The 22,461-nt window shown below is 37.0% G+C and carries 22 protein-coding genes and 1 other annotated feature; of the genes, 19 read left to right on the top strand and 3 right to left on the bottom strand.

The genetic code is table 11. From position 1 onward, the window contains the following. Positions 1-484 precede the first annotated feature (484 nt). Positions 485-1,594 carry a retropepsin-like aspartic protease gene (locus ACQKMD_RS09410; RefSeq protein WP_427751444.1) on the top strand — a complete coding sequence of 370 codons (1,110 nt, stop codon included), beginning with the start codon at positions 485-487 and terminating at the stop codon, positions 1,592-1,594. A 244-nt stretch (positions 1,595-1,838) separates the two neighbouring features. Here ACQKMD_RS09410 and ACQKMD_RS09415 read toward each other — a convergent pair whose 3' ends face one another. Next, positions 1,839-3,119: a replication-associated recombination protein A gene (locus tag ACQKMD_RS09415; protein WP_427751446.1), complete on the bottom strand. Its 1,281-nt coding sequence runs from the start codon at positions 3,117-3,119 to the stop codon at positions 1,839-1,841. Between the two features lie 136 nt (positions 3,120-3,255). Here ACQKMD_RS09415 and cymR point away from each other — a divergent pair, with 136 nt between their 5' ends. The 18 genes from cymR to mtnN all read left to right on the top strand — a co-directional run bounded on the left by cymR (position 3,256) and on the right by mtnN (position 20,826). Then, positions 3,256-3,675 (top strand): cysteine metabolism transcriptional regulator CymR, encoded by a 420-nt coding sequence (cymR, locus tag ACQKMD_RS09420; RefSeq protein ID WP_427751448.1) that lies wholly within the window; start codon positions 3,256-3,258, stop codon positions 3,673-3,675. A gap of 222 nt (positions 3,676-3,897) precedes the next feature. Continuing rightward, positions 3,898-5,040, top strand: coding sequence for a cysteine desulfurase family protein (locus ACQKMD_RS09425; protein ID WP_427751450.1), 1,143 nt, complete (start codon positions 3,898-3,900; stop codon positions 5,038-5,040). 19 nt (positions 5,041-5,059) lie between these two features. Then, entirely contained in the window at positions 5,060-6,181 is a 1,122-nt protein-coding gene (gene mnmA, locus ACQKMD_RS09430; RefSeq protein WP_427751451.1) for a tRNA 2-thiouridine(34) synthase MnmA, read from the top strand. Between the two features lie 14 nt (positions 6,182-6,195). Further along, the gene (locus tag ACQKMD_RS09435; protein ID WP_427751452.1) at positions 6,196-6,855 is read left to right on the top strand and encodes a tetratricopeptide repeat protein; all 660 of its coding nucleotides are present in this window, start codon (positions 6,196-6,198) and stop codon (positions 6,853-6,855) included. Positions 6,856-6,871: 16 nt separating this feature from the next. Continuing rightward, positions 6,872-9,343, top strand: a complete 2,472-nt coding sequence (gene recD2, locus ACQKMD_RS09440) for an SF1B family DNA helicase RecD2 (RefSeq protein WP_427751453.1) — start codon at positions 6,872-6,874, stop codon at positions 9,341-9,343. Between the two features lie 91 nt (positions 9,344-9,434). Further along, positions 9,435-9,649: a binding site (T-box leader), on the top strand. Positions 9,650-9,693: 44 nt separating this feature from the next. Then, a complete protein-coding gene (gene alaS / locus ACQKMD_RS09445) occupies positions 9,694-12,321 on the top strand; it encodes an alanine--tRNA ligase (protein ID WP_427751455.1) in 2,628 nt (875 codons plus the stop codon). Positions 12,322-12,400: 79 nt separating this feature from the next. Continuing rightward, positions 12,401-12,667, top strand: coding sequence for an IreB family regulatory phosphoprotein (locus tag ACQKMD_RS09450; RefSeq protein WP_038187270.1), 267 nt, complete (start codon positions 12,401-12,403; stop codon positions 12,665-12,667). A gap of 2 nt (positions 12,668-12,669) precedes the next feature. Continuing rightward, positions 12,670-13,089: a Holliday junction resolvase RuvX gene (gene ruvX, locus ACQKMD_RS09455; protein ID WP_427751456.1), complete on the top strand. Its 420-nt coding sequence runs from the start codon at positions 12,670-12,672 to the stop codon at positions 13,087-13,089. Positions 13,090-13,101: 12 nt separating this feature from the next. Beyond that, positions 13,102-13,398: a DUF1292 domain-containing protein gene (locus tag ACQKMD_RS09460; protein WP_427751457.1), complete on the top strand. Its 297-nt coding sequence runs from the start codon at positions 13,102-13,104 to the stop codon at positions 13,396-13,398. A 28-nt stretch (positions 13,399-13,426) separates the two neighbouring features. Continuing rightward, positions 13,427-13,720, top strand: a complete 294-nt coding sequence (locus ACQKMD_RS09465; protein WP_427751459.1) for a DUF1292 domain-containing protein — start codon at positions 13,427-13,429, stop codon at positions 13,718-13,720. Positions 13,721-13,807: 87 nt separating this feature from the next. Beyond that, positions 13,808-14,926 carry an endolytic transglycosylase MltG gene (gene mltG, locus ACQKMD_RS09470; protein ID WP_427751460.1) on the top strand — a complete coding sequence of 373 codons (1,119 nt, stop codon included), beginning with the start codon at positions 13,808-13,810 and terminating at the stop codon, positions 14,924-14,926. Positions 14,927-15,015: 89 nt separating this feature from the next. Further along, positions 15,016-15,648, top strand: a complete 633-nt coding sequence (locus ACQKMD_RS09475) for an O-methyltransferase (protein WP_427751461.1) — start codon at positions 15,016-15,018, stop codon at positions 15,646-15,648. A gap of 6 nt (positions 15,649-15,654) precedes the next feature. Further along, positions 15,655-16,584, top strand: coding sequence for a peptidase U32 family protein (locus ACQKMD_RS09480; RefSeq protein WP_427751463.1), 930 nt, complete (start codon positions 15,655-15,657; stop codon positions 16,582-16,584). A gap of 17 nt (positions 16,585-16,601) precedes the next feature. Beyond that, a complete protein-coding gene (locus ACQKMD_RS09485) occupies positions 16,602-17,876 on the top strand; it encodes a peptidase U32 family protein (protein ID WP_427751465.1) in 1,275 nt (424 codons plus the stop codon). Then, positions 17,876-18,514: a uridine kinase gene (gene udk / locus ACQKMD_RS09490; RefSeq protein WP_427751467.1), complete on the top strand. Its 639-nt coding sequence runs from the start codon at positions 17,876-17,878 to the stop codon at positions 18,512-18,514. Before ACQKMD_RS09485 ends, udk begins: the two co-directional genes overlap by 1 nt. 110 nt (positions 18,515-18,624) lie before the next feature. Next, complete coding sequence (greA, locus tag ACQKMD_RS09495) at positions 18,625-19,101, top strand: transcription elongation factor GreA (protein WP_427751469.1); 477 nt, start codon at positions 18,625-18,627, stop codon at positions 19,099-19,101. 109 nt (positions 19,102-19,210) lie between these two features. After that, entirely contained in the window at positions 19,211-20,032 is an 822-nt protein-coding gene (locus tag ACQKMD_RS09500) for a YrrS family protein (protein ID WP_427751471.1), read from the top strand. A gap of 101 nt (positions 20,033-20,133) precedes the next feature. Further along, positions 20,134-20,826, top strand: a complete 693-nt coding sequence (mtnN, locus tag ACQKMD_RS09505; protein ID WP_427751472.1) for a 5'-methylthioadenosine/S-adenosylhomocysteine nucleosidase — start codon at positions 20,134-20,136, stop codon at positions 20,824-20,826. A 238-nt stretch (positions 20,827-21,064) separates the two neighbouring features. On the opposite strand, the gene sigK is transcribed toward mtnN, so the two are convergent. Together sigK and pssA are read right to left on the bottom strand one after the other, a co-directional pair. Then, entirely contained in the window at positions 21,065-21,769 is a 705-nt protein-coding gene (gene sigK / locus ACQKMD_RS09510) for an RNA polymerase sporulation sigma factor SigK (protein ID WP_427751474.1), read from the bottom strand. A gap of 103 nt (positions 21,770-21,872) precedes the next feature. After that, a complete protein-coding gene (gene pssA / locus ACQKMD_RS09515; protein WP_427751476.1) occupies positions 21,873-22,412 on the bottom strand; it encodes a CDP-diacylglycerol--serine O-phosphatidyltransferase in 540 nt (179 codons plus the stop codon). Between the last annotated feature and the right edge of the window lie 49 nt (positions 22,413-22,461).

The raw sequence follows: 22,461 nt of genomic DNA on the forward strand, positions 1-22,461 counted from the left end.
TGTCGCTACCATTATACCGAATTTGGGGAGGTGCCTGTTTTTTATTGTCTGAAAGACGTTGATATGACTGAGCTCAGAATTATGAAATTAACTCACCTGATAAATTTTTAAAAAACATTAAAGTTCTTTAATAATGATAACAGCAACTGAAAATAGTGTCTGCTTATTCTATCTAAGGTAAAAAGATAAATGAACAAGAGTGGAATGGATTAATAGTTGCTTCTCTAATTTAACCAAAATTCTTAAATATAGAAATATACAGAAATTTATAAAAATAGTATAATTAGTTAACTTGTTATGGGTAAGGTTAATAATAACGACTATACCAATAGTGGGGGAGTGTTTTGAAGAGGATCTCAATACTGGGATTTAAAAGAATCAAAATATAAATATCATTTAATTTCAGGGGAAATAATTTATTTATAGGGGTGGATGAATTGAAAGTTATAGAAGAATTGGAGAGTTTCATTTTGCTACGCTAGAAATGGATAATGAGCATACAGAATTTGAATCTGCATTAAAACTAATTACAAATGGAAAAGACGGTTTAGCTGCTGAGAAGTTGAAACATCTTTATTGCAATTCTCAAAATCTTTCATTACGGGGTGTATGCGCTCAACTATTATTTCAACTTTATTTTGTTAAATCCGAATGGAAACAAATAGAGCTTCTCGGTCTTCTTGATGAACCTAGTATAGAAAAAAGTAATAGATTAATTGCGCAAGCTTGTAGTCAGTTTGAACAAACTACATTCACTTTTCAAAACAACCAAATATGTATTCCTATGGAACTAAGCAGCTCTGGCTCACCAACGATTGAGATAATGATTAATGGACATAAGAAATGCTTTTGGCTAGATACTGGAGCAATGATGACTGTCATTTCTAATTCTTTAGCAAAAGATTGTCAAATAAACTTAATGAAAGATACAGAATTTCAGGTGGAAGGTTCAGCTAATCAAAGCTCGGGTACCGATTTGGCCTTAATGGATTCAATTGTAATAAAGGATTTATCGATTCGTAACCAGCCTACATTGGTGTTAATGGATGATTTGTTAACGATTCAAAACCCTAATACGAAAGAGACTATAATTATTGATGGAATTATTGGATGGGATATCATTCAACATATCTATTTGGAAATTGACTATAGTCAGCACAAAGTAACAATTCAGAAACCAAAACGAAAAGATGATGCGGAGAACAACCTTTTCTTCTGTGGTTATCCAATTTTGAAAGTGAAGTCAAAGAATCAAGTTCCCTTGTTTTTCGGATTAGACACCGGGGCAAATAAGTCCCATTTTGGACAACCTCTCCTATCAAAAATTGAAGATCTGAAAATAGAGAAAAGAGTTGTTCAAATTGGAGGCATAGGAGGGGGAATAGAAAAAGAAATAGATAACCTAGAAAATTTAAATGTTTATCTGAATGATGATCAATCCATCAGCTTGTACAACGTAAGTAAGGTATTGATAGAACTTGCTACTTTCTTTAAGTTAGATGGAGTTTTTGGGAGTGATATTGCTAAAAATGGACGCTTGATCATTGATTATACGAATAGAAAGGTTGAGCTTCTTCCTATAAAAAAGTATTGATGTTAATAATGGAAAGGGCTATTTAGATCAAACTTTTTTCAAAAGAGTCTATTTTTTATGTATATTAAAATACCAAAGCTAAAAAAGATGGATTAAGTAAACTTTATTCTTATGCTTCAAATAGAAGGGTAGATAAAGCAAGTTTCTTCTGCTTATCTACCCTTCTATTTTCGTTTGAAGAAGAGGCCAAAATATCGATATTTTCAAATAGTCAAGACGATTAATAGTATTGTAAGAATCGCTTTTACTTTTTAAACGATTTCAGCTTATCATAAATTCCAGCCATGCGTTTTTCTTCGCCGGCAATGACAGGTTTATAATACTCAATGCCGACAAGCTCGTCAGGCAAATATTCTTGATTGACCCATCCGCCAAATGTACCGATAGGGGTGTTATGTGGATATTGATAACCTTCTACACCTAATGTTTTCGCTCCTGCATAATGAGCGTCACGTAAATGCATAGGAATATCTCCTGTTTTCCCGGCGCGAATATCAGCGATGGCAGCGTCAATTGCTGATATCGCTGAATTTGATTTGGATGCTAAGCACATTTCAATAACAGCTTGTGCTAATGGGATACGTGCTTCAGGTAAGCCCAGGCGCTCAGCTGCTTGTATAGCGGCTAAAACATGCCCACCTACCTCTGGATTTGCAAGACCGATATCTTCATAGCCCATAACGAGTAATCTACGTGAAACGGCCACTAAATCTCCATTTTCTAGACAATGCGCTAAATAGTAGAGTGCTGCGTTCGTATCACTACCTCTGATTGACTTTTGTAAAGCGGATAATAGATTATAAAAATGCGAACCTTTTTTATCTCCAAATACCCCGATACGTTCTGCTAGATTTTTGACTGTATCATCCTGTACAATCGTTTCATTATTTACTTCATCAGAAGCGTAATAAATAGACTCCAATAATGTTAATGCTTTTCGTGCATCACCGTGTGCTGCGACCACTATTTTGTCACGTTGTGAATCGCTTAATCGTATTGTATAGCGACCAAGTCCACGTTCTTTATCTTCTAAAGCGCGTAACACTAGTGCGTCAATATCTTCATATGTTAATCTCTTAAGCTGCTTAATCTCACCACAGCGTGAGCGAATGGCTGGATTCACATCGTGAAAGGGATTTTCGGTTGTCGCACCGATTAATACAATAGAGCCATTTTCTACATGGGGTAATAATGTGTCTTGTTGTAATTTATTGAAACGATGTATTTCATCTAAAAACAGTAGTACTTTACCTGTTAACTGTGATTCTGCGACGACGTCCTCAACATCTTTCTTTCCTGCGCGTGTGGCATTAAGGGCAAAGAATGGCAGATGAGAAGTACCGGCAATAGCATAGGCAATTGATGTTTTTCCGATTCCGGGTTCGCCGTATAGTAATATGGAAGGAACATGCCCGTTTGAAATCATTTTATATAAAGTAGTATCTTTTCCAATAATGGTTTGTTGTCCGACGACTTCATCTAAGTTACGTGGTCGCATGCGGAATGCGAGTGGTTCATTTGGCAAAACAATTGCCTCCTCTCGTACATTTGTTCTATTTTACAACTTGTAACATTTATGATAAAGCATTCCCGAGTAGAATGGAAGGAAATATGCTATACTTTAACGTATAAATGTAAGCTACTATATAGAGGTGTATACTTTGAAAATCTCAACTAAAGGCCGTTATGGTCTAACAATTATGATCGAATTAGCTAAACAATACGGGCAAGGTCCAATTCCTTTGCGACAAATTGCAGCGGACAATGATTTGTCAGAAGCTTATTTAGAACAGCTTGTTTCACCCCTTAGAAACTCAGGTTTAGTGAAGAGTGTTCGCGGAGCTTATGGTGGCTATATGTTATCCAAACCACCGCATTTAATTTCAGCAGCTGATGTCATTCGTGTACTTGAAGGACCGATTCAGCCAGTTGAAGGAATTGAAAACGAAGCACCACCTCAGCGACAGCTATGGATGGATATTCGTGATGCAGTGAAAAATGTATTAGATACAACATCTTTAGAGGATTTAGCCGCTTATAAAGAACAAGATTCTGATGAAGGCTATATGTTTTATATCTAAATGAATTTATCTTATCATTTTATTAATTGATGAGATGAATGCAACAGATATATATAATTCAGTGGAGGTCAAACCCCGGCTGAATTAAGTTAAAGCCTTAGGCAAATGCCACAGATTTATATCGTGTAAGTTCGATATTGATCTGTGAGCATTGTTTTCTGCGACGAAAGTAAAGCGGTAGGAACAAATATGCCAAGGCGAATTTGATAGGAGTTTTTTACGATGAAAGAAATTTATCTAGACCATGCAGCCACTTCACCTATGCATCCAGACGTTATTGCGAAAATGACTGACCTTATGGGTTCTGTGTACGGTAATGCTTCTAGTATTCATAGTATTGGACGTCATGCAAGAAAATATTTGGACGATGCAAAAACGATATTAGCGCAGTCAATTGGTGCAAAAGACCACGAAATCATTATGACAAGTGGTGGTTCTGAAGCAGATAATTTAGCAATTTTCGGTACGGCATATGCTCGCCGTAATGAAGGTCGTCACATTATTACTTCTCAAATCGAACATCATGCAGTATTGCATACTTGCGAACGTCTTGAAAAACAAGGCTTTAAAGTAACGTATTTACCTGTCAATGAACAGGGCGTTATTTCTGTTCAAGACGTACAACAAGCATTAACTGATGAAACGATATTAGTAACAATCATATATGGTAATAATGAAGTAGGATCTATACAGCCGATTAAAGAAATTGGCTCTCTATTAAAAGGTCACAAGGCAACATTCCATACAGATGCAGTACAAGCTTATGGTATGGAGAAATTTGACGTGGAAGATTTGCAAGTCGATTTACTTTCGGTTTCTGCTCATAAATTGAACGGACCAAAAGGAATAGGCTTCCTATATCAGCGTGAAAATACACCATTACAATCCACATTGCTTGGTGGGGAACAAGAGCGTAAACGTCGAGCAGGAACAGAGAGTATTCCTGCAATTGGTGCCTTTGCAGAAGCAGTACGAATTGCACAAGCAAATTTTGAAGTGAAACAGCAAGAATTTATGGAATTCCAAGAACTATTTTTAAATACATTTGATCAAGCTAAAATTGTTTATCATGTTAATGGTGATAGAATTAACTATTTACCACATGTATTGAACATTAGTTTTACAGGTATGGATGTGGAATCCTTCCTAGTAAATTTAGATATGGCAGGTATCGCAGCTTCAAGTGGTTCTGCATGTACGGCTGGATTAATCGATCCATCGCATGTGTTAGTTGCAATGTACGGAAAAGGTGCACCAGAACTGCGTAATTCAATTCGTTTTAGCTTCGGACTTGGGCTCACTTTAGAGGATGTTCAATTAGCTGCTTCTAAAACGGTTGAAATTATAGAACGCTTAGCGAAATAAAAGAAAAAAGGTGAATGTTATGAACGCAACAAAAGACCCTTCAAAAACACGCGTTGTTGTCGGCATGTCTGGAGGAGTCGATTCTTCAGTTGCTGCGTATTTATTGAAAAAACAAGGCTATGATGTAATTGGCATCTTCATGAAAAACTGGGACGATACAGACGATTTTGGTGTTTGTACTGCAACGGAAGATTATGATGATGTTATTAAAGTATGTAACCAAATTGGAATCCCTTATTATGCTGTAAACTTTGAAAAGCAGTATTGGGATAAAGTTTTCACATACTTCTTAGATGAATACAAAGCAGGACGTACACCAAACCCAGACGTAATGTGTAACAAAGAAATCAAATTCAAAGCATTCCTTGAGCACGCATTAAAACTAGGTGCTGACTATTTAGCAACAGGTCACTATGCACAAGTAGCAGAACGAAATGGTGAAACAGTCATGTTACGAGGAAAAGATGATAATAAAGACCAAACGTATTTCTTGAACCAACTATCACAAGAACAACTGTCTAAAGTAATGTTCCCAATTGGTCATTTGGAAAAACCTAGAGTACGTGAAATAGCACATGAAGCAGGGCTAGCAACTGCTACGAAAAAAGATTCAACAGGTATTTGCTTCATTGGTGAACGGAATTTCAAGCAATTTTTAAGCCAATACTTACCTGCTCAACCTGGTAATATGGAAACAATGGATGGCAAAGTTATGGGTAAACACGATGGTTTAATGTACTATACAATTGGGCAACGTCACGGCTTAGGTATTGGTGGCGATGGTGAACCTTGGTTTGTACTTGGTAAAGATTTAGAAAAGAACATATTATTAGTCGGACAAAACTTCCATAATGACAAACTGTATTCTCATAGCCTAACAGCTGTGAAATTAGGTTTTACTTCAAATAAGCAAAAACAAGAGAAATTTAGTTGTACAGCTAAATTCCGTTATCGTCAACAAGATACACCTGTTGAAGTTGAAATGTTGGGTGAGGATAAAGTTCGTGTTACTTTTGAAGAACCAATACGTGCCATCACACCAGGACAATCTGTCGTATTTTATGATGGGGATGAATGTTTAGGTGGCGCAACAATTGATGAAGTATTTAAAGACGGTAAAAAACTAACTTATGTTGGTTAATGGGAGTGGAATTAGTGGATTTTAACGAACAAGGTATAAAAGCTATTCAAGAAAAGCGTTACGAAGATGCTGTGAAAGCTTTTACACAAGCAATAGAAGAAGAACCAAATAACACAGTAGGTTACATCAACTTTGGTAACTTACTAGCATCTATGGATGAAACAGAAAGAGCTGAGCGCTTTTTCCAAAAAGCAATTACTTTAGATGAAAAAGCAGCAACAGCCTATTACGGGTTAGCTAATTTATATTACAATAGCGAACGTTTTATGGAAGCAGCTAAATTATATGAAATCTCTATTCGCCTTGGTATTGAAGGTGAAGATGCATTTTATATGCTTGGTAAGAGCTTTGAACGCGCTGGCGAAACAAAATTAGCGTTACCTTATTTACAAAGAGCAGCGGAATTAGCTCCAGAAGACGTGCAAGTTCGTCTTGCGTATGGAATTTTACTATGCTCATTAGAAATGTTTGATGTGGCACAAAAAGAATTGCAATATGTTATCGATCAAGACTGGAATAATGCAGATGCTCATTATAATTTAGGCGTTCTATATGCAGTGTCAACTGAGCGTACTGAAGATGCCTTATATCATTTAAAACAAGCATTTACATTACAACCTGAGTTTGAACAAGCGCGTTATATCCACGATATGATTGCTATGAAGAACCAATAAAAAGGAGGGGACAGAGTTGACTGAAAATGTATCATTGTTTCAAGAAGAACAGCTATTTATAGTCGGTCGGCCTGTCGTCTCTATCTTCCATAATCCTCAGAATTTATTTTCCATCATTAAGTTGAAAATCCAAGAAACGAATACAACGTATCAAGAGAAGGAAATAATCGTGACAGGCTTTTTTCCTTCTGTCGTTCAAGAAACGTTGTATCGTTTTACAGGACAATTGAAACAACATCCTAAATACGGCATACAATTTCAAGCAAATACTTTTGTCAAAGAGATCCCTGGCACTGAACAAGGGGTAGTTCATTATTTGTCAAGTGATTTATTCCCAGGAATTGGTCATAAAACGGCTGAGACAATTGTTAAAAAGTTAGGGAAAGATGCTATCAAAATTATTATTAATAATCCGGATGTACTTGATGAGATTCCAAGACTTACGGAAGATAAAAAAGAGACATTACGCTCCGTACTTGAACAAAATTTAGGGTTGGATCGTATTATGATCCAATTAAATGACTGGGGTTTTGGTCCACAACTTGCAGTCCGTATTTACCAAATGTATGAAAATGAAACTATTCAACTGTTAACTGAAAATCCTTACAGACTAATTGAAGAAGTTGAAGGTGTAGGTTTTCAACGCGCAGATGAATTAGGAGCTAAACTACATATTACAGGCGATCATCCCGACCGCATTAAAGCTGCGGTATTACACCTTTTAAATGCTGGTGCTTTGTCAGAAGGACATGTGTATATGGATGCTCAGGATATTTTACCACAAGCGAAAAGCTTACTTGAAATGAGTCAAGCGTATGAAATTCCGTTTGAGGCAATTTCAAAAGCTTGTATTGAACTTCGCGAGGAAAGTAAAATTTGTGGTGAAGAAACTCGACTCTATATGCCGTCTTTATATTTTTCTGAAATTGGTATCGCTTCGAAAATTACAGAATTAGTTCAAAAAAATGCTGAACAATCTGCGTTCCCTACATCTGAAATCCGGAAATTTATCGGTGATGCTGAGGAACGTTTTGGTGTTTCATACGCTGAAACACAAGTGGATGCAATTGAGAAGGCGATTAACTCAGCTGTTATGATTTTAACAGGTGGTCCTGGTACAGGGAAGACGACGGTGGTTAGAGGGATTGTAGACGTTTATGCAGAGCTTCATGGTCTAACTTTGAATCCAAAAGAGTACGCAGAAAAAGAAGAGCCTTTTCCTATTGTATTAGTAGCTCCGACAGGGAGAGCAGCTAAGCGTCTTAGTGAATCGACTGAATTACCAGCAATGACAATTCACCGTTTGCTTGGTTTCACTGGGCAAGAAAAGGAAGAGGAAACGGAGAAGGAAGTTGGAGGGCGACTTATCATCGTCGACGAAATGTCGATGGTTGATACTTGGCTAGCTCATCAACTATTGAAATCATTAAATGATGATTGCCAAGTTATTTTTGTTGGTGACCAAGATCAATTGCCACCTGTAGGTCCTGGACAAGTGCTAAAAGATTTACTCGCTTCTAAAGCAATTCCAACTATCGAGTTAACAGATGTTTATAGACAAGCAGACGGGTCATCTATTATTGAACTTGCCCATCAAATGAAAAAAGGCGAGATGCCACAAAACATGCTCGCAAAAACTTCTGATCGCTCTTTTATCCAAGCGAGCTCCGATCAAGTAGCTGATGTCATCAAACAAGTCGTATCAAGTGCTGTGAAGAAAGGCTTCTCCATTCATGATGTGCAAATTTTAGCTCCAATGTACAGAGGGCCGGCTGGCATTGACGCTATTAATAAAATGATTCAAGAACTTGTTAATCCGAAAAAATCCGAAAAGAGTAAGGAAATAGCATTCGGTGATGTGACGTATCGGATTGGTGATAAAATATTACAACTTGTCAATCAACCAAATAGCAATGTTTTTAACGGTGATATGGGAGAAGTAATTAGCATTATCAAAGCAAATGAAACAATAGAGAAGCAGGACTTACTTGTAGCTTCCTATGATGGTATTGAAGTGACGTATCAGCGTGGTGATTTGAATCAGATTACCCTCGCTTATTGTTGTTCAATTCATAAATCACAAGGTAGTGAATTTCAAACAGTTATTATGCCAGTAGTACGTGGTTATTCTAAAATGTTACGTAAAAACTTGCTATATACAGGAATTACGAGGGCAAAAAACTTCCTTATACTTTGTGGTGAAATTGATGTGTTTAAATACGGCATGCTAAGAACGGATGATCTGCAAAGAAATACGACTCTAGCACAGCGCTTGCAAATAGAGGAAGTGTTAGAAGTCGTTATGGAATCAGCAGAACCTGAATTGTCGCAAGTATCCGAAAGCACTGAAACAACAATTGTCGAAGTGCAAGATGAGCAATTATCTATCGAAAAACAGACCTTAAATGCCAAAAATTATTTGGATATTCACCCTTTAATCGGTATGAAAGGTATTAGTCCTTATAATTTTCTTGAAAAAGAGATTTGACAGATACAAAGACCTTTTTTAAAATAAGATTGAGTTGATATTTGAAAACAATCTTATTTTCGAATATTTGTAACTAACAATATATATATCGCTTAAAACTACGAAGGATAAAAGTACATTATGCAATGTGCACAGAAAGAGGTTCCTAGGCTGCAAGAACCTTCACAAACCATTCTAGAAAGCTCATCCTGAGTACAGCTAATCCCTGTCGTTTGCCGCGTTAAGGCTTAATGAAGAGACAATAGACGCTAGACCAGTCTATTGTAACTAGGGTGGTACCGCGAATTTTCAACCTTCGTCCCTTTTATAGTGGATGAAGGTTTTTTATTGTCTAAAGGAGGAATTAACAAATGCAAACAGCAGCAGAAATTCGTCGTAAATTTATCGAGTTCTTTGAAGAAAAAGGACATCAGCAAGAGCCAAGTGCACCACTTGTGCCAATTAATGACCCATCATTACTATGGATTAACTCAGGAGTAGCAACATTAAAGAAATACTTTGATGGACGAGTTATTCCAGACAATCCACGTATCGTTAATGCGCAAAAATCTATTCGTACAAACGATATTGAAAATGTAGGTAAAACAGCTCGCCACCATACATTCTTTGAAATGTTAGGAAACTTCTCTATAGGTGATTACTTCAAAAATGAAGCAATTCACTATGCTTGGGAATTCTTAACGGATGCGAAATGGATGGGCTTCGATCCAGAAAAACTTTCTATTACTATACACCCTGAAGATACAGAAGCATATACAATCTGGAAAGACGAAATAGGCATTCCTGAAGAACGTTTAATCCGTCTTGAAGGGAACTTCTGGGATATTGGTGAAGGTCCAAGTGGTCCAAACTCAGAAATTTTCTATGACCGTGGAGAATCATACGGTGCTGACGAATCAGATCCTGAGCTATATCCAGGTGGAGAAAATGAACGTTACTTAGAAATCTGGAATCTTGTATTCTCAGAGTTCAACCATAACCCTGATGGAACATATACACCACTGCCAAAACAAAACATTGATACTGGTATGGGTCTAGAACGTATGGCTTCAGTTGTACAAAACGTACCAACAAACTTTGATACGGATTTATTTATGCCTATTATCGAGCATACTGAACGTATTTCTGGAGAAAAATATCACGTTGATGCAAGCAAAGATGAAGCATTCAAAGTTATCGCCGACCATATTCGTACAGTAGCATTTGCAATCGGTGATGGAGCACTTCCATCAAACGAAGGACGCGGTTATGTATTACGTCGTTTGCTACGCCGTGCAGTACGTTATGCAAAACAATTAGGTATTGAAAAACCATTTATGTATGAACTAGTACCAACCGTTGGCGAAATTATGGTGGACTTCTATCCAGAAGTAAAAGAGAAACAAGATTTCATCCAACGTGTAATAAAAAACGAAGAAGTACGTTTCCACGAAACATTAGACGGTGGTTTAGCTATTTTCAATGAAGTAGTTGAAATGCAAAAGGCAGCAAATTCAACTATCGTGCCAGGTAAGGATGCATTCCGCCTTTACGATACTTATGGTTTCCCTGTTGAATTAACAGAAGAATATGCTGAAGAAGTGAATATGACTATAGATCACGAAGGTTTTGAAAAAGAGATGGAAGCACAACGTAACCGTGCTCGTGCAGCTCGTCAAGACGTTGATTCTATGCATGTTCAATCTGAAGTATTAGCTAACTTAAACCAAGAAAGTACATTTGTAGGTTACGAAACATTAACAACTGAAACAACAGTAGTTGCGATCGTAGCAAATGGACAAGAAGTGAAAAAAGCTTCTGAAGGTGAAGAAGTCTTAGTTATTCTTTCGGAAACGCCATTTTATGCAGAATCAGGTGGTCAAATTGCTGACCTTGGTACAATCTCGAATGACTCTTTCTCTGCATCAATTAAAGACGTACAAAAAGCACCGAATGGTCAAAATTTGCATACAGTTATCGTAGAAACTGGAGAAATGCATATTGAAGATGCTGTTCAAGCAGTTGTTAATCGCGATGCTCGCAATCAAACGATTAAAAACCATACAGCAACTCACCTTTTACAACGTGCATTAAAAGATACATTAGGTGATCATGTAAACCAAGCAGGTTCTTATGTAGGACCAGATCGTTTACGTTTTGACTTCTCTCACTTCGGTCAAGTTACAAAAGAAGAGTTAGAAACAATTGAGCAAATTGTGAACGAAAAAGTTTGGGGTGATATTGCTGTTATTATCGAAAACAAAGCAATCGAAGAAGCAAAAGCAATGGGAGCAATGGCTCTATTTGGTGAAAAATACGGTGATGTAGTACGTGTTGTACAAGTAGGTGACTACTCGTTAGAACTTTGTGGTGGTATTCATGTAGAACGCACATCACAAATCGGTTTCTTTAAAATTGTTTCTGAAAGCGGAATTGGAGCAGGTACTCGTCGTCTTGAAGCTGTAACAGGAAAAGCAGCTTTCTTAGCAGCAAAAGAAGAGCAACATATTCTAGAACATGCAGCATCATTATTAAAAGCAAATCCAAAAGATTTGGTTGCTCGTGTTGAAGGTTTACAAAATGATTACAAAGAACAACAACGCGAAAATGCTGCACTATCTTCTAAAATTGCGAATGCTCAAGCATCTAACATCTTATCTGCAGCAAAGAAAATCGGTGAAGTAACAGTTCTTGCAACAAAAGTAGACGCAAAAGACAATAATCAATTACGTCAATTAATGGATGATTTAAAAGAGAAAATGTCGAACAGCGTTATTGTTTTAGGTGCAAATGAAGGTGACAAAGTAATGCTTATCGCAGGGGTTACAAAAGATATAGCTGGTGGTAACTATCACGCTGGAAATATCGTTAAACAAGTAGCAGAACAATGCGGTGGTAAAGGTGGCGGTCGCCCAGATATGGCGATGGCTGGAGCAAAAGATGGCTCTAAACTTGCAGAAGCGCTTGAATCTGTTTATGATTATGTAAAATCTATTTAAATGGTAGCTCTAATACGGTATACTTACTGTGAATAGAAGATTTTTTATACTTTCAAAAACTTAAAGTGAGGTGCTGAGCATGAGTTCGTTCGATCAAACGATGAAATTTAATTTTCCGGAAGAATCTATGGAACAAGAAGTAAAGCAAACTATGCTTCATGTTCATGCGGCACTAGAAGAAAAAGGGTATAATCCGATTAATCAGATTGTTGGTTACCTGCTGTCAGGTGATCCAGCATATATTCCTCGTCATCAAGAGGCTCGTAACAAAATTCGCAAGCTTGAGCGTGACGAAATACTAGAAGAACTTGTGAAGTTCTACATTAAAAAGAATAACGAGGCATAATGATGAGAATAATGGGTTTAGATGTTGGTTCTAAAACAGTGGGAGTAGCAATCAGTGATGCACTAGGTTGGACTGCTCAAGGAATTGAAACTGTAAAAATCGACGAAGAAAACGAAGAATTTGGTATTGACCGAATTCGTGAACTTGTCCAATCATATGGAGTAACGGAATTCGTTGTTGGATTCCCCAAAAATATGAACAATACTGTTGGACCTAGAGGAGAAGCTTCTCAACGCTATAAAGAGCTATTAGAGGAGACCTTCTCTTTAGAGGTAACGTTATGGGATGAGCGTCTAACAACGATGGCTGCGGAGCGCTTGCTCATTGAAGCAGATGTCCGTCGCAAAGATCGAAAAAAGGTTATTGATAAAATGGCTGCGGTTATGATCCTTCAAGGATTTTTAGACCGAAAACAATTATGAGGTGAATATATTATGACAAACGAACAAGAACAAGAACAACGCAACATCACAGTGGTAGATGAAGAAGGCAACGAACAATTATGCGAAGTATTACACACATTTGACTCAGAAGAATTCGGTAAATCTTACGTACTTTACTACGTAATCGGTACTGAAGATGAAGAAGGCGAAGTAGAAATCTTTGCATCAGCATTCACTCCTTCTGAAGATGGTCAAGACGGTGAATTAGCACCAATCGAAACAGAAGCTGAATGGGATTTTATCGAGCAAGTTGTAAATGAGCTTGATGAAGATATCGACGCTGAATAATTTTTAATCTAAATAAGAGGTGAAAAGCATGTCAAACGAACAAGAACACGATCATAAACATATCCATCTAATCGATGAAGAAGGCAATGAACACACATATGCTGTGCTTTATGAATTTACAGTAGATGCTACTGAACAATCATATGTACTTTATTATGAAGAGGGCCTTGAAGAGGGTGAACAAGTAGAAGTTTTCGCTGCTAAAACAATACTATCAGAAGACGGTGAACTTGAATCACTTGAAGAAATCGAAACAGATGAAGAGTGGGACATGGTTGAAGAAGTATTGAACACGCTTGACGCTGAATTCGGTGAAGAGTAGTCTGTAAGCCTTTATGAAAGCGGAATGGTTTTTTCATTCCGCTTTTTCTTATGATAATAGTTTAGATAGGTAATAGGAGGACAGCTAGTGGACCAGGAATCTCAAAAAAAAGCAATGTTAGACAAAATGAAGGAACGCAAAAAAGAAGTTAAAACCGTCCGTAAAATTGTTTTCATCATTGCTTTAATCGTTATTATTGTTACTGCCATAATCGGTACAAGCATGTATTTTTATGTATCTAGTGCATTAAAACCTGTTGATTCTAATTCTAACAAGTCAGTAAAGGTCGAAGTGCCAATTGGCTCTACTCTCGATTCAATTGCTGCCACACTTGAGAAGAAGAACATCATTAAAAATGCCAAAGTTTTTAAATATTATACAAAATTTAAAAATGAATCAGAGTTCCAAGCAGGCTCATATAAATTAACAAAATCGATGACAATCGATGAAATTATTGAAAGTTTAAAAACAGGTAAAGTTTATCGTCAGCCAACTTTCTCTCTTATTATTCCAGAAGGATTAACAATCGATCAAATTGGGAACCGCGTGGCGAAGAGTACGAAGTATTCCTCAGATGAATTTATGAAGCTTGTTACAAGTAAATCTTACGTTAAGAAGATGAAAGCGAAATATCCTGAACTGATTACTGAAAAAGTGAGTAATAAAAACATTCGTTATGCGTTAGAAGGTTATTTATATCCAGCTACTTACGCATTCTTTGAAGAAGAACCTTCTTTAGAAGAAATTGTAGATCAAATGATTGCTCAAACAAATACTGTGATAACGCAGTATAGTGCACAGTTAAAAGAAAAGAATATGTCAGTACATGAATTTTTAACATTTGCATCATTACTTGAACGTGAAGCAACAGCTAAAACTGACCGAGAAACAATCGCAAGTGTTTTCAATAACCGTATTGAAGCTGGTATGCCATTACAAACAGACCCAACAGTTTTATATGCATTAGGTGAGCATAAGGATCGTGTCTTATATAAAGACTTAGAAGTAGATGATCCTTATAACACTTATAAAGTGAAAGGTTTACCACCTGGACCGATTGCCAATGCAGGAAAAGAATCATTAGACGCGGTGATTAGCCCAGCTGAAACGCCATATTTGTACTTCTTAGCGGATAAAAATGGTATCAATCATTTCGCAGAAAAGTACGAAGAACATTTGAGAAATGTTGACAAATATATTAAGTAACAAACTGTAGAAGAAAAGCACCACTCGCTTTTCTTCTATTTTCATGTTAATATAAAGTGTATTTTTGATACTTAAGGAGCTATGAAAGTATGAACATTTCGGATTCATATATTCAAACCTTCATCCAACCAAGATCAGAATTGCTAATGGAAATGGAACGCTTCGCAGAAGAAAACCATGTACCAATTATGCAATTACCTGCAATCGAGATATTACTTCAAATGCTGCGTATACAACAGCCATCATCTATTTTAGAAATAGGGTCAGCCATTGGCTATTCCGCTATTCGTATGGCAGAGACATTACCACAATGCCAGGTTGTGACGATTGAACGTGATGTTGAACGAATTCAACACGCAAAACAATTTATCGCACAATCGGTTGCTAAAGAGAATATTGAGTTACTTGAAGGAGATGCGTTAGAAGTGGATGTGGAAAGCAATCATCCAACTTTTGATGCTGTTTTTATTGATGCGGCAAAAGGTCAGTACCAACGCTTTTTTGATAAATATAGTCCGCTAGTTCGTTCAGGCGGTATTCTATATATCGATAATATGTATATGCATGGCCTATCAGATCTAGATATGAAAGATGTGCCGAGAAGAAAAAGAACGATGATCCGCAACCTACATCATTTTGCAGATTGGATTATTAATCATCCTGATTACAAATCCACATTCTTCCCTGTAGGGGACGGTTTATTGATATGTATAAAGAGGTGACCATTCATGAAGAAACCTGAATTACTCGTTACACCACAATCTGTTGAGCATGTTGAAGCACTCATCCAAGCTGGAGCGGATGCTTTTTTAATAGGTGAACAACAATTCGGTCTACGTTTAGCAGGTGAATTTTCAATAGAACAAGTAGCTGCAGCAACTGAGAAAATTCATGCAGCAGGTAAAAAAGTATATGTAGCGATGAATGCTATTTTCCATAATGACCGAGTAGACGCACTTGCGCCATATATGCGAAAATTAGCGGAAATTGGCGTAGATGCAATCGTTTTCGGTGACCCTGCTATGATCGTTGCACGTCGCGAAGCAGAAGTGACGATTCCATTACATTGGAATCCGGAAACTATTGCAACTAACTGGTTCCAAGCAGACTACTGGGGTAAACGCGGTGCAACTCGTACGGTTTTAGCTCGTGAGTTAAGCATGGATGAAGTGGTTGAAATTAAAGAAAATACTGAATTTGAAATCCAAGTACAAGTGCATGGTATGACTTGTATGTTCCAATCAAAACGGTCATTACTTGGTAACTATTTCTTATACCAAGATAAAGCAATGGAAGTTGAAAACCGTAAAGAAAATCGTAATATGTTCTTACATGATGACGAACGTAATAACAAATATCCAATTTATGAAGATTTAAATGGTACACACATTTTCAGTCCAAATGACTTATGTATTATTGATGAATTAGATGAGTTATTTGAAGCAGGAATTGATTCATTAAAAATTGAAGGTGTACTGCAATCACCTGAATATGTAGTAATTGTGACTGAATGTTACCGTAAAGCAATCGATGCTTATGCGGAATCAACTGATAGCTATTTAGATATTAAAAATGACTTATTAGCAAAAATTGAAGAAATTCAACCAGCAATTCGTCCATTAGATACTGGATTCTTCTTTAAAGAAACAGTCTATTAAGAAAGGAGAGGTTCACTTTGACAACATTACAAAATGATCGTATTAGCGAAATCATTGATGGCAAAAGAGTCATCGTGCGAAAACCTGAATTATTGGCACCAGCAGGTAGCTTAGAAAAATTAAAAATAGCTGTACACTATGGTGCAGATGCTGTTTTCATCGGCGGACGCGAATTTGGTTTACGTTCAAATGCAGGCAACTTCTCCATTGACGAAATGCGTGAAGGTGTTGAATTTGCAAAAAAATATGGCGCTAAAATCTATGTCACAACGAATATCTTTGCTCATAATGAAAATATGGACGGACTTGAAGATTATTTACGTGACCTAGAATCAGCAGGTATTACAGGTATTATCGTGGCAGATCCACTTATCATTGAAACATGCCGTGAAGTGGCACCGGAAATTGAAATCCATTTAAGTACACAGCAATCTCTATCCAACTGGAAAGCAGTACAATATTGGAAAGAAGAAGGTTTACACCGAGTAGTTTTAGCGCGTGAAACAAGTGCTGAGGAAATCAAGCTAATGAAAGAAAAAGTGGATATCGAAATTGAATCTTTCGTTCATGGTGCGATGTGTATCGCTTATAGTGGACGTTGTGTGTTATCTAACCATATGACAGCACGTGACTCTAACCGCGGTGGTTGTTGTCAATCATGCCGGTGGGATTATGATTTATATGAAGTAGAAGATGGCGTTGAAAAACCATTATTTACTGAAAATGATGAAGCATTTGCTATGAGTCCCAAAGATTTAAAACTAATCGAATCTATTCCGAAAATTATAGAGCTTGGTATCGATTCATTAAAAGTAGAAGGTCGTATGAAGTCCATTCACTATGTAGCAACAGTTGTAAGCGTATATCGCAAAGTAATGGATGCATACTGTGCAGACCCGGAAAACTTCAAAATCGATAAAGCTTGGTTAGAAGAACTAGATAAATGTGCAAATCGTGAAGCGGCATCATCTTTCTTTGAAGGAGAGCCAAGTTACGAGCAACAAATGTTTGGAGAGCACGGAAAACAAACGAAATATGATTTCGTAGGTATGGTGCTTGATTATGATAAGGGAACTAAAATGGTTACTTTGCAACAACGTAACTTCTTTAAACCAGGTGAAGAAGTAGAATTTTTCGGTCCTGAAATTGATAATTTCCGTGTAACACTAGATGAAGTGTGGGATGAGGATGGCAATGCACTAGATGCAGCGCGCCATCCGTTACAAATTGTTCGCTTCAAATGCGAAAAAGAATTATTCCCACATAATATGATGCGTAAGGAGACCCGTTAATGAGTGAAAAACGCCCTGTTGTAATTGGGATTGCCGGTGGTTCGGGTTCAGGTAAAACGAGTGTGACACATGCTATCCATGATGTATTTAAAGAGCACTCAGTTGTAGTTATTGAACAAGACTATTATTATAAAGATCAGAGTCATTTGGAGTTTGAACAACGTTTAGCTACAAACTATGATCACCCAAATGCATTTGATACAGATTTATTAATTGAAGATATAAAAAGTCTTTTAAATAGACAAGCCATAGAAAAACCAGTGTATGACTATGCCCTACATACACGTGCAAAAGAAACAATTCACATCGAGCCACAAGATGTAATTATTTTAGAGGGAATTTTAGTTTTAGAAGATGAGCGCCTACGTGATTTAATGGATATTAAATTATTCGTTGATACAGATTCCGACTTACGTATTATCCGTCGTATTGTTCGTGATATCAATGAACGTGGCCGCTCAATTGATTCTGTAGTTGACCAATACTTATCTGTTGTCCGTCCAATGCACAATCAGTTCATCGAACCGACAAAGCGATATGCTGATATTATCATCCCTGAGGGTGGTCAAAATGAAGTAGCAATCGATTTAATGGTTACAAAAATTAAAACAATTCTTGAATCTGAAACTATTGTGTAATATGATATTTATGGATTGGCAATATTTTCATAAAAACTATGTCGCATTCTTTCCATAGAAGCGGCATAGTATTTTTATTAAGTAGTGAATTATCTAAGGAGTGAAATACTTTGTCAAATGAAAAACAATACCCAATGACAGCAGCGGGTAAACGGAAATTACAAGATGAATTAGAGTACTTAATTTCAACGAAACGTAAAGAAGTAGTAGAGCGTATTAAAATAGCTCGTAGCTTCGGAGATCTTTCTGAGAACTCTGAGTATGACGCAGCGAAGGATGAGCAAGGGTTTGTTGAAGGTCGTATTACGATTCTTGAAGCAATGGTCCGTAATGCTGTTATTATTACAGAAGACCAACTAAGTAATGATTTTGTAGCAATTGGTAAAACGGTTACATTTTTAGAACTTCCAGATGGTGATGAAGAAACTTACACAATCGTAGGTTCTGCAGAAGCAGACCCAATCGAAGGTCTTATTTCAAATGACTCACCAATCGCTAAAGGTCTTCTAGGCCGTAAAGTTGGAGAAGAGTTAAAAGTCTCTACACCGGGTGGAGACATGGACGTACGTATCATCACAATCAAATAAAATGATTATGCAAAAAGGCTTATTCTAAATGAATAAGCTTTTTTTTGCTTGGGACAATGAAACAATTCGTGTTACGATATAAGAGAGATTTTACATAGGGGGAATCAAAATGGCTGAGACGAAACGTCGATACAACCCACAACCAAATGGACCGCAAGATAAAAAGAAAAAAATGGATAAATTATTGAATGGACTAATAGGTGTCGTTGTACTTCTTATACTAGTAGTAGCGACAATGATTATACTAGGTGGCAAACCTGATGACAAAGACACTGCAAAAGAGGTTGATAAAGTACAACAAAAAGAACCTGTTATTAAACAACCTGCAGAAGAAGAAAAAGAGGAGTCAGACGAGCCAGAAGAAGAACCTGTAACGGAAGACAATGATGAAAAGAATAATGATGAAAAGAATAATGATGAAAAGAATAATGATGTAGATAACACTACTGATACCGAAGAAGATACAGAGAATGATAACTCGGTAGACCAAACACAAACCGATAGTAATACTTCTACAGATAAAGAATCAAATAATAACTCAAATTCATCAGAAGATAAAACAAACAGTCCAACAGCGAAAAAAGAAGGTTCAGAAGATCCTAATGTTAAAGAGGTCATTAAAGACTCTAACTGGAAACCAACGGCTACTTCTCAAAAGGAATCCGATGCACCGCATAATTCTAGTTACGATACAAAGTCAACAGACTGGAAAGAGAAGATTACAACTCTTGCTTCAACAACCGGCCTAAATGAAGAGGATATGATTGTATGGTACGTAAAAAATGGTGGCAGTCCTGATACAGCAATTGGGACAGTTTCTTCAAAAGATAAAAAAGACAAATACCGTGTATATATGGAATGGGTTAAAAACAAAGGATGGAAACCAACTAAGATGGAAGTTCTAAATACTTTACCCAGTGCAAATCAATAATCTCTTTTATGAAATTGAAAAGGCGTCATCCTCGTTCTTGACGGATGCACGCCTTTTGTTTTATGTTTAGAGAAGTGTCGAAAAAAGAAAGGCGGAGAAATATGAAAATCGCAGTAATTGGTGCAATGGAAGAAGAAGTAGAACTTCTACGTGCAACACTTGAAAATACAACTTCAACAACAATCGCAAAAAGTGAATATACAACAGGTACATATAAAGGGAATGATGTTATTTTACTTAAAAGTGGAATTGGTAAAGTTAATGCTGGAATGTCAACGACCATTCTATTACATCAATTCAAACCTGATGTTGTCATTAACACAGGTTCAGCAGGTGGTTTTGATGAGAATTTAGAAGTAGGAGCAGTTGTTATCTCTGATGAAGTACGTCACCATGATGTTGACGCTACTATTTTTGGTTACGAAATGGGTCAGGTACCACAAATGCCTGCTGCTTTTAAATCGGATGAGATGCTACGTAAAGTAGCTGAAGAAGCCGTAGCAGAGCTTGGAGAGCATCAATTTGCAACAGGTCTCATTTCGACAGGGGATTCATTTATGAACGATCCTGAACGTGTAGCGCTTGTTAGAAGTCATTTCCCGCAAATGAAGGCTGCTGAAATGGAAGCGGCAGCGGTAGCGCAAGTTTGTCATCAATTCGGCACACCATTCGTCGTTATTCGAGCGTTATCTGATATTGCAGGAAAAGAATCGAATATTAGTTTTGATGAATTTTTACCAGTGGCTGCAAAACATTCAACTGAAATTGTGTTACGCGTTATTGAGAAACTGTAATGTTCACAATTCTGCCTATTATTTGACAGAAGATGTTCATATATCATCTAATCTAAAAAACGTCCTAATGGTAAAATAGATGTAGGGATGCTACACATTATTCTAGGGATGTTAGGAGGATTTGACATGGTATTTTTAATGGCAGGAGCAATGGCGATTACAGCAATTGCAAGTTTAATTATTACAGGTGAAACAACTGACTAACTTAATAACTAGTAAGCTCTCTCTGAGATGCCTCTCAGAGGGAGTTTTTTTCATGTTTGAAATATTGATAGAGCTTTATCAATGCGCGTTTTTCAATGCGTGAAACGTAACTTCTGGAAATACTTAATTTTTTTGCGATTTCTTTTTGAGTCAGCGGTTCAAATGCACCAAGTCCATATCGATTTTGAATGATTTCGAGTTCTCGTTCATCCAATTTATCGAGATGTCTGTATAAGTGCTGTTCCTCCTCCTGTTGCTCAATCTGCACATCAGTTGGTCGTTCATCACTTTGTAGTAAATCTGTAATTTCTAATGCGTTACCGTCTTTATCTGTTCCGATTGGTTCATATAAAGAAACATCCTTCTGTACTTTTTTCTGAGCTCTTAAGAACATTAAAATTTCATTTTCAATACAGCGTGCGGCGTAAGTGGCTAAACGTGTCTTTTTATCTGGTGTAAAGCTACTAACAGCTTTCATTAAACCAATGGTACCGATGGAAATGTAATCATCAAGTTGCTCGTGTTTCGGGTGGAATTTTTTCACGACATGGGCGACAAGACGCATATTTCTTTCGACAAGCTCGAGCTTCGCTTGTTCATCGCCTGCTAAATAGCGTTCCAAACAAATGGCCTCTTCTTCTTTAGAGAATGGTTGAGGGAACGCCTGACCTTTTAAATAGCCGACGATTGAGGGAAGCTCCATCCAAAATTGGATGATGGCAGTTATTAGAGTACTCATTTCAGACATCCTTTCTGTCATCGTTCATCAATATATGACAGCTTGTGGTTGTCTAAGTACGTAAAAAAGCGCCCAATTTCATTGGACGCTTCAGACATTCTTTTTAAACTTTTTTCAAAGAAAAAGTACTAATCATTAAAATAGATAAAATCGGGAACAAAAACATGTAAAATGCCGTTGAAAGTATAGATATAAAAAAGAATGAGGCAGTTAAGATAGCACCTGCAGCTGTAATTGGCAGGCCTGTGAAAAAGCCGTTTGATTCTGTAATGTTGAAGCGGGCTAGTCTAAATGCACCGCAAGCCATATACATGACAGTCACTACCATTCCAACGGTACCAAATTGACTTAACACCACTTCGTACATTAATAACGCAGGGGCAACGCCGAATGATATAATATCACTCATCGAGTCAAGTTGTTTACCTAACGCCGATTCCTGGTTATATTTTCTTGCTACTTTTCCATCGTAGCGATCTAGCAAGGCAGCTATAAAAATAAATAACACACTGTATTCGTATGATTCATTGATGGTAGCCATAATAGAGGCACCACCAAAAGATAGATTTCCAATAGTGATTAAGTTTGCTAAATGTGATTTCATTTTTTTAACTGTGGTATCCACCATGTGAAGTAAAAACAATGGACAACACTCCTTTGTTATTCAGTATTAGAACATTATACTTCTTTTA

It is taken from the genome of Viridibacillus sp. NPDC096237, assembly GCF_050278625.1.
Classification (GTDB): domain Bacteria; phylum Bacillota; class Bacilli; order Bacillales_A; family Planococcaceae; genus Viridibacillus.

Excerpts from the sequence above, each read along its gene's own strand:
- ACQKMD_RS09475 (WP_427751461.1), top strand. The coding sequence starts at position 15,016 with ATGAACATTTCGGATTCATATATTCAAACCTTCATCCAACCAAGATCA.
- ruvX (WP_427751456.1), top strand. The coding sequence starts at position 12,670 with ATGAGAATAATGGGTTTAGATGTTGGTTCTAAAACAGTGGGAGTAGCA.
- ACQKMD_RS09410 (WP_427751444.1), top strand. The coding sequence starts at position 485 with ATGGATAATGAGCATACAGAATTTGAATCTGCATTAAAACTAATTACA.
- ACQKMD_RS09500 (WP_427751471.1), top strand. The coding sequence starts at position 19,211 with ATGGCTGAGACGAAACGTCGATACAACCCACAACCAAATGGACCGCAA.
- ACQKMD_RS09465 (WP_427751459.1), top strand. The coding sequence starts at position 13,427 with ATGTCAAACGAACAAGAACACGATCATAAACATATCCATCTAATCGAT.
- udk (WP_427751467.1), top strand. The coding sequence starts at position 17,876 with ATGAGTGAAAAACGCCCTGTTGTAATTGGGATTGCCGGTGGTTCGGGT.
- mnmA (WP_427751451.1), top strand. The coding sequence starts at position 5,060 with ATGAACGCAACAAAAGACCCTTCAAAAACACGCGTTGTTGTCGGCATG.
- sigK (WP_427751474.1), bottom strand. The coding sequence starts at position 21,769 with ATGAGTACTCTAATAACTGCCATCATCCAATTTTGGATGGAGCTTCCC.
- alaS (WP_427751455.1), top strand. The coding sequence starts at position 9,694 with ATGCAAACAGCAGCAGAAATTCGTCGTAAATTTATCGAGTTCTTTGAA.
- ACQKMD_RS09460 (WP_427751457.1), top strand. The coding sequence starts at position 13,102 with ATGACAAACGAACAAGAACAAGAACAACGCAACATCACAGTGGTAGAT.
- mtnN (WP_427751472.1), top strand. The coding sequence starts at position 20,134 with ATGAAAATCGCAGTAATTGGTGCAATGGAAGAAGAAGTAGAACTTCTA.
- ACQKMD_RS09425 (WP_427751450.1), top strand. The coding sequence starts at position 3,898 with ATGAAAGAAATTTATCTAGACCATGCAGCCACTTCACCTATGCATCCA.
- ACQKMD_RS09480 (WP_427751463.1), top strand. The coding sequence starts at position 15,655 with ATGAAGAAACCTGAATTACTCGTTACACCACAATCTGTTGAGCATGTT.
- ACQKMD_RS09450 (WP_038187270.1), top strand. The coding sequence starts at position 12,401 with ATGAGTTCGTTCGATCAAACGATGAAATTTAATTTTCCGGAAGAATCT.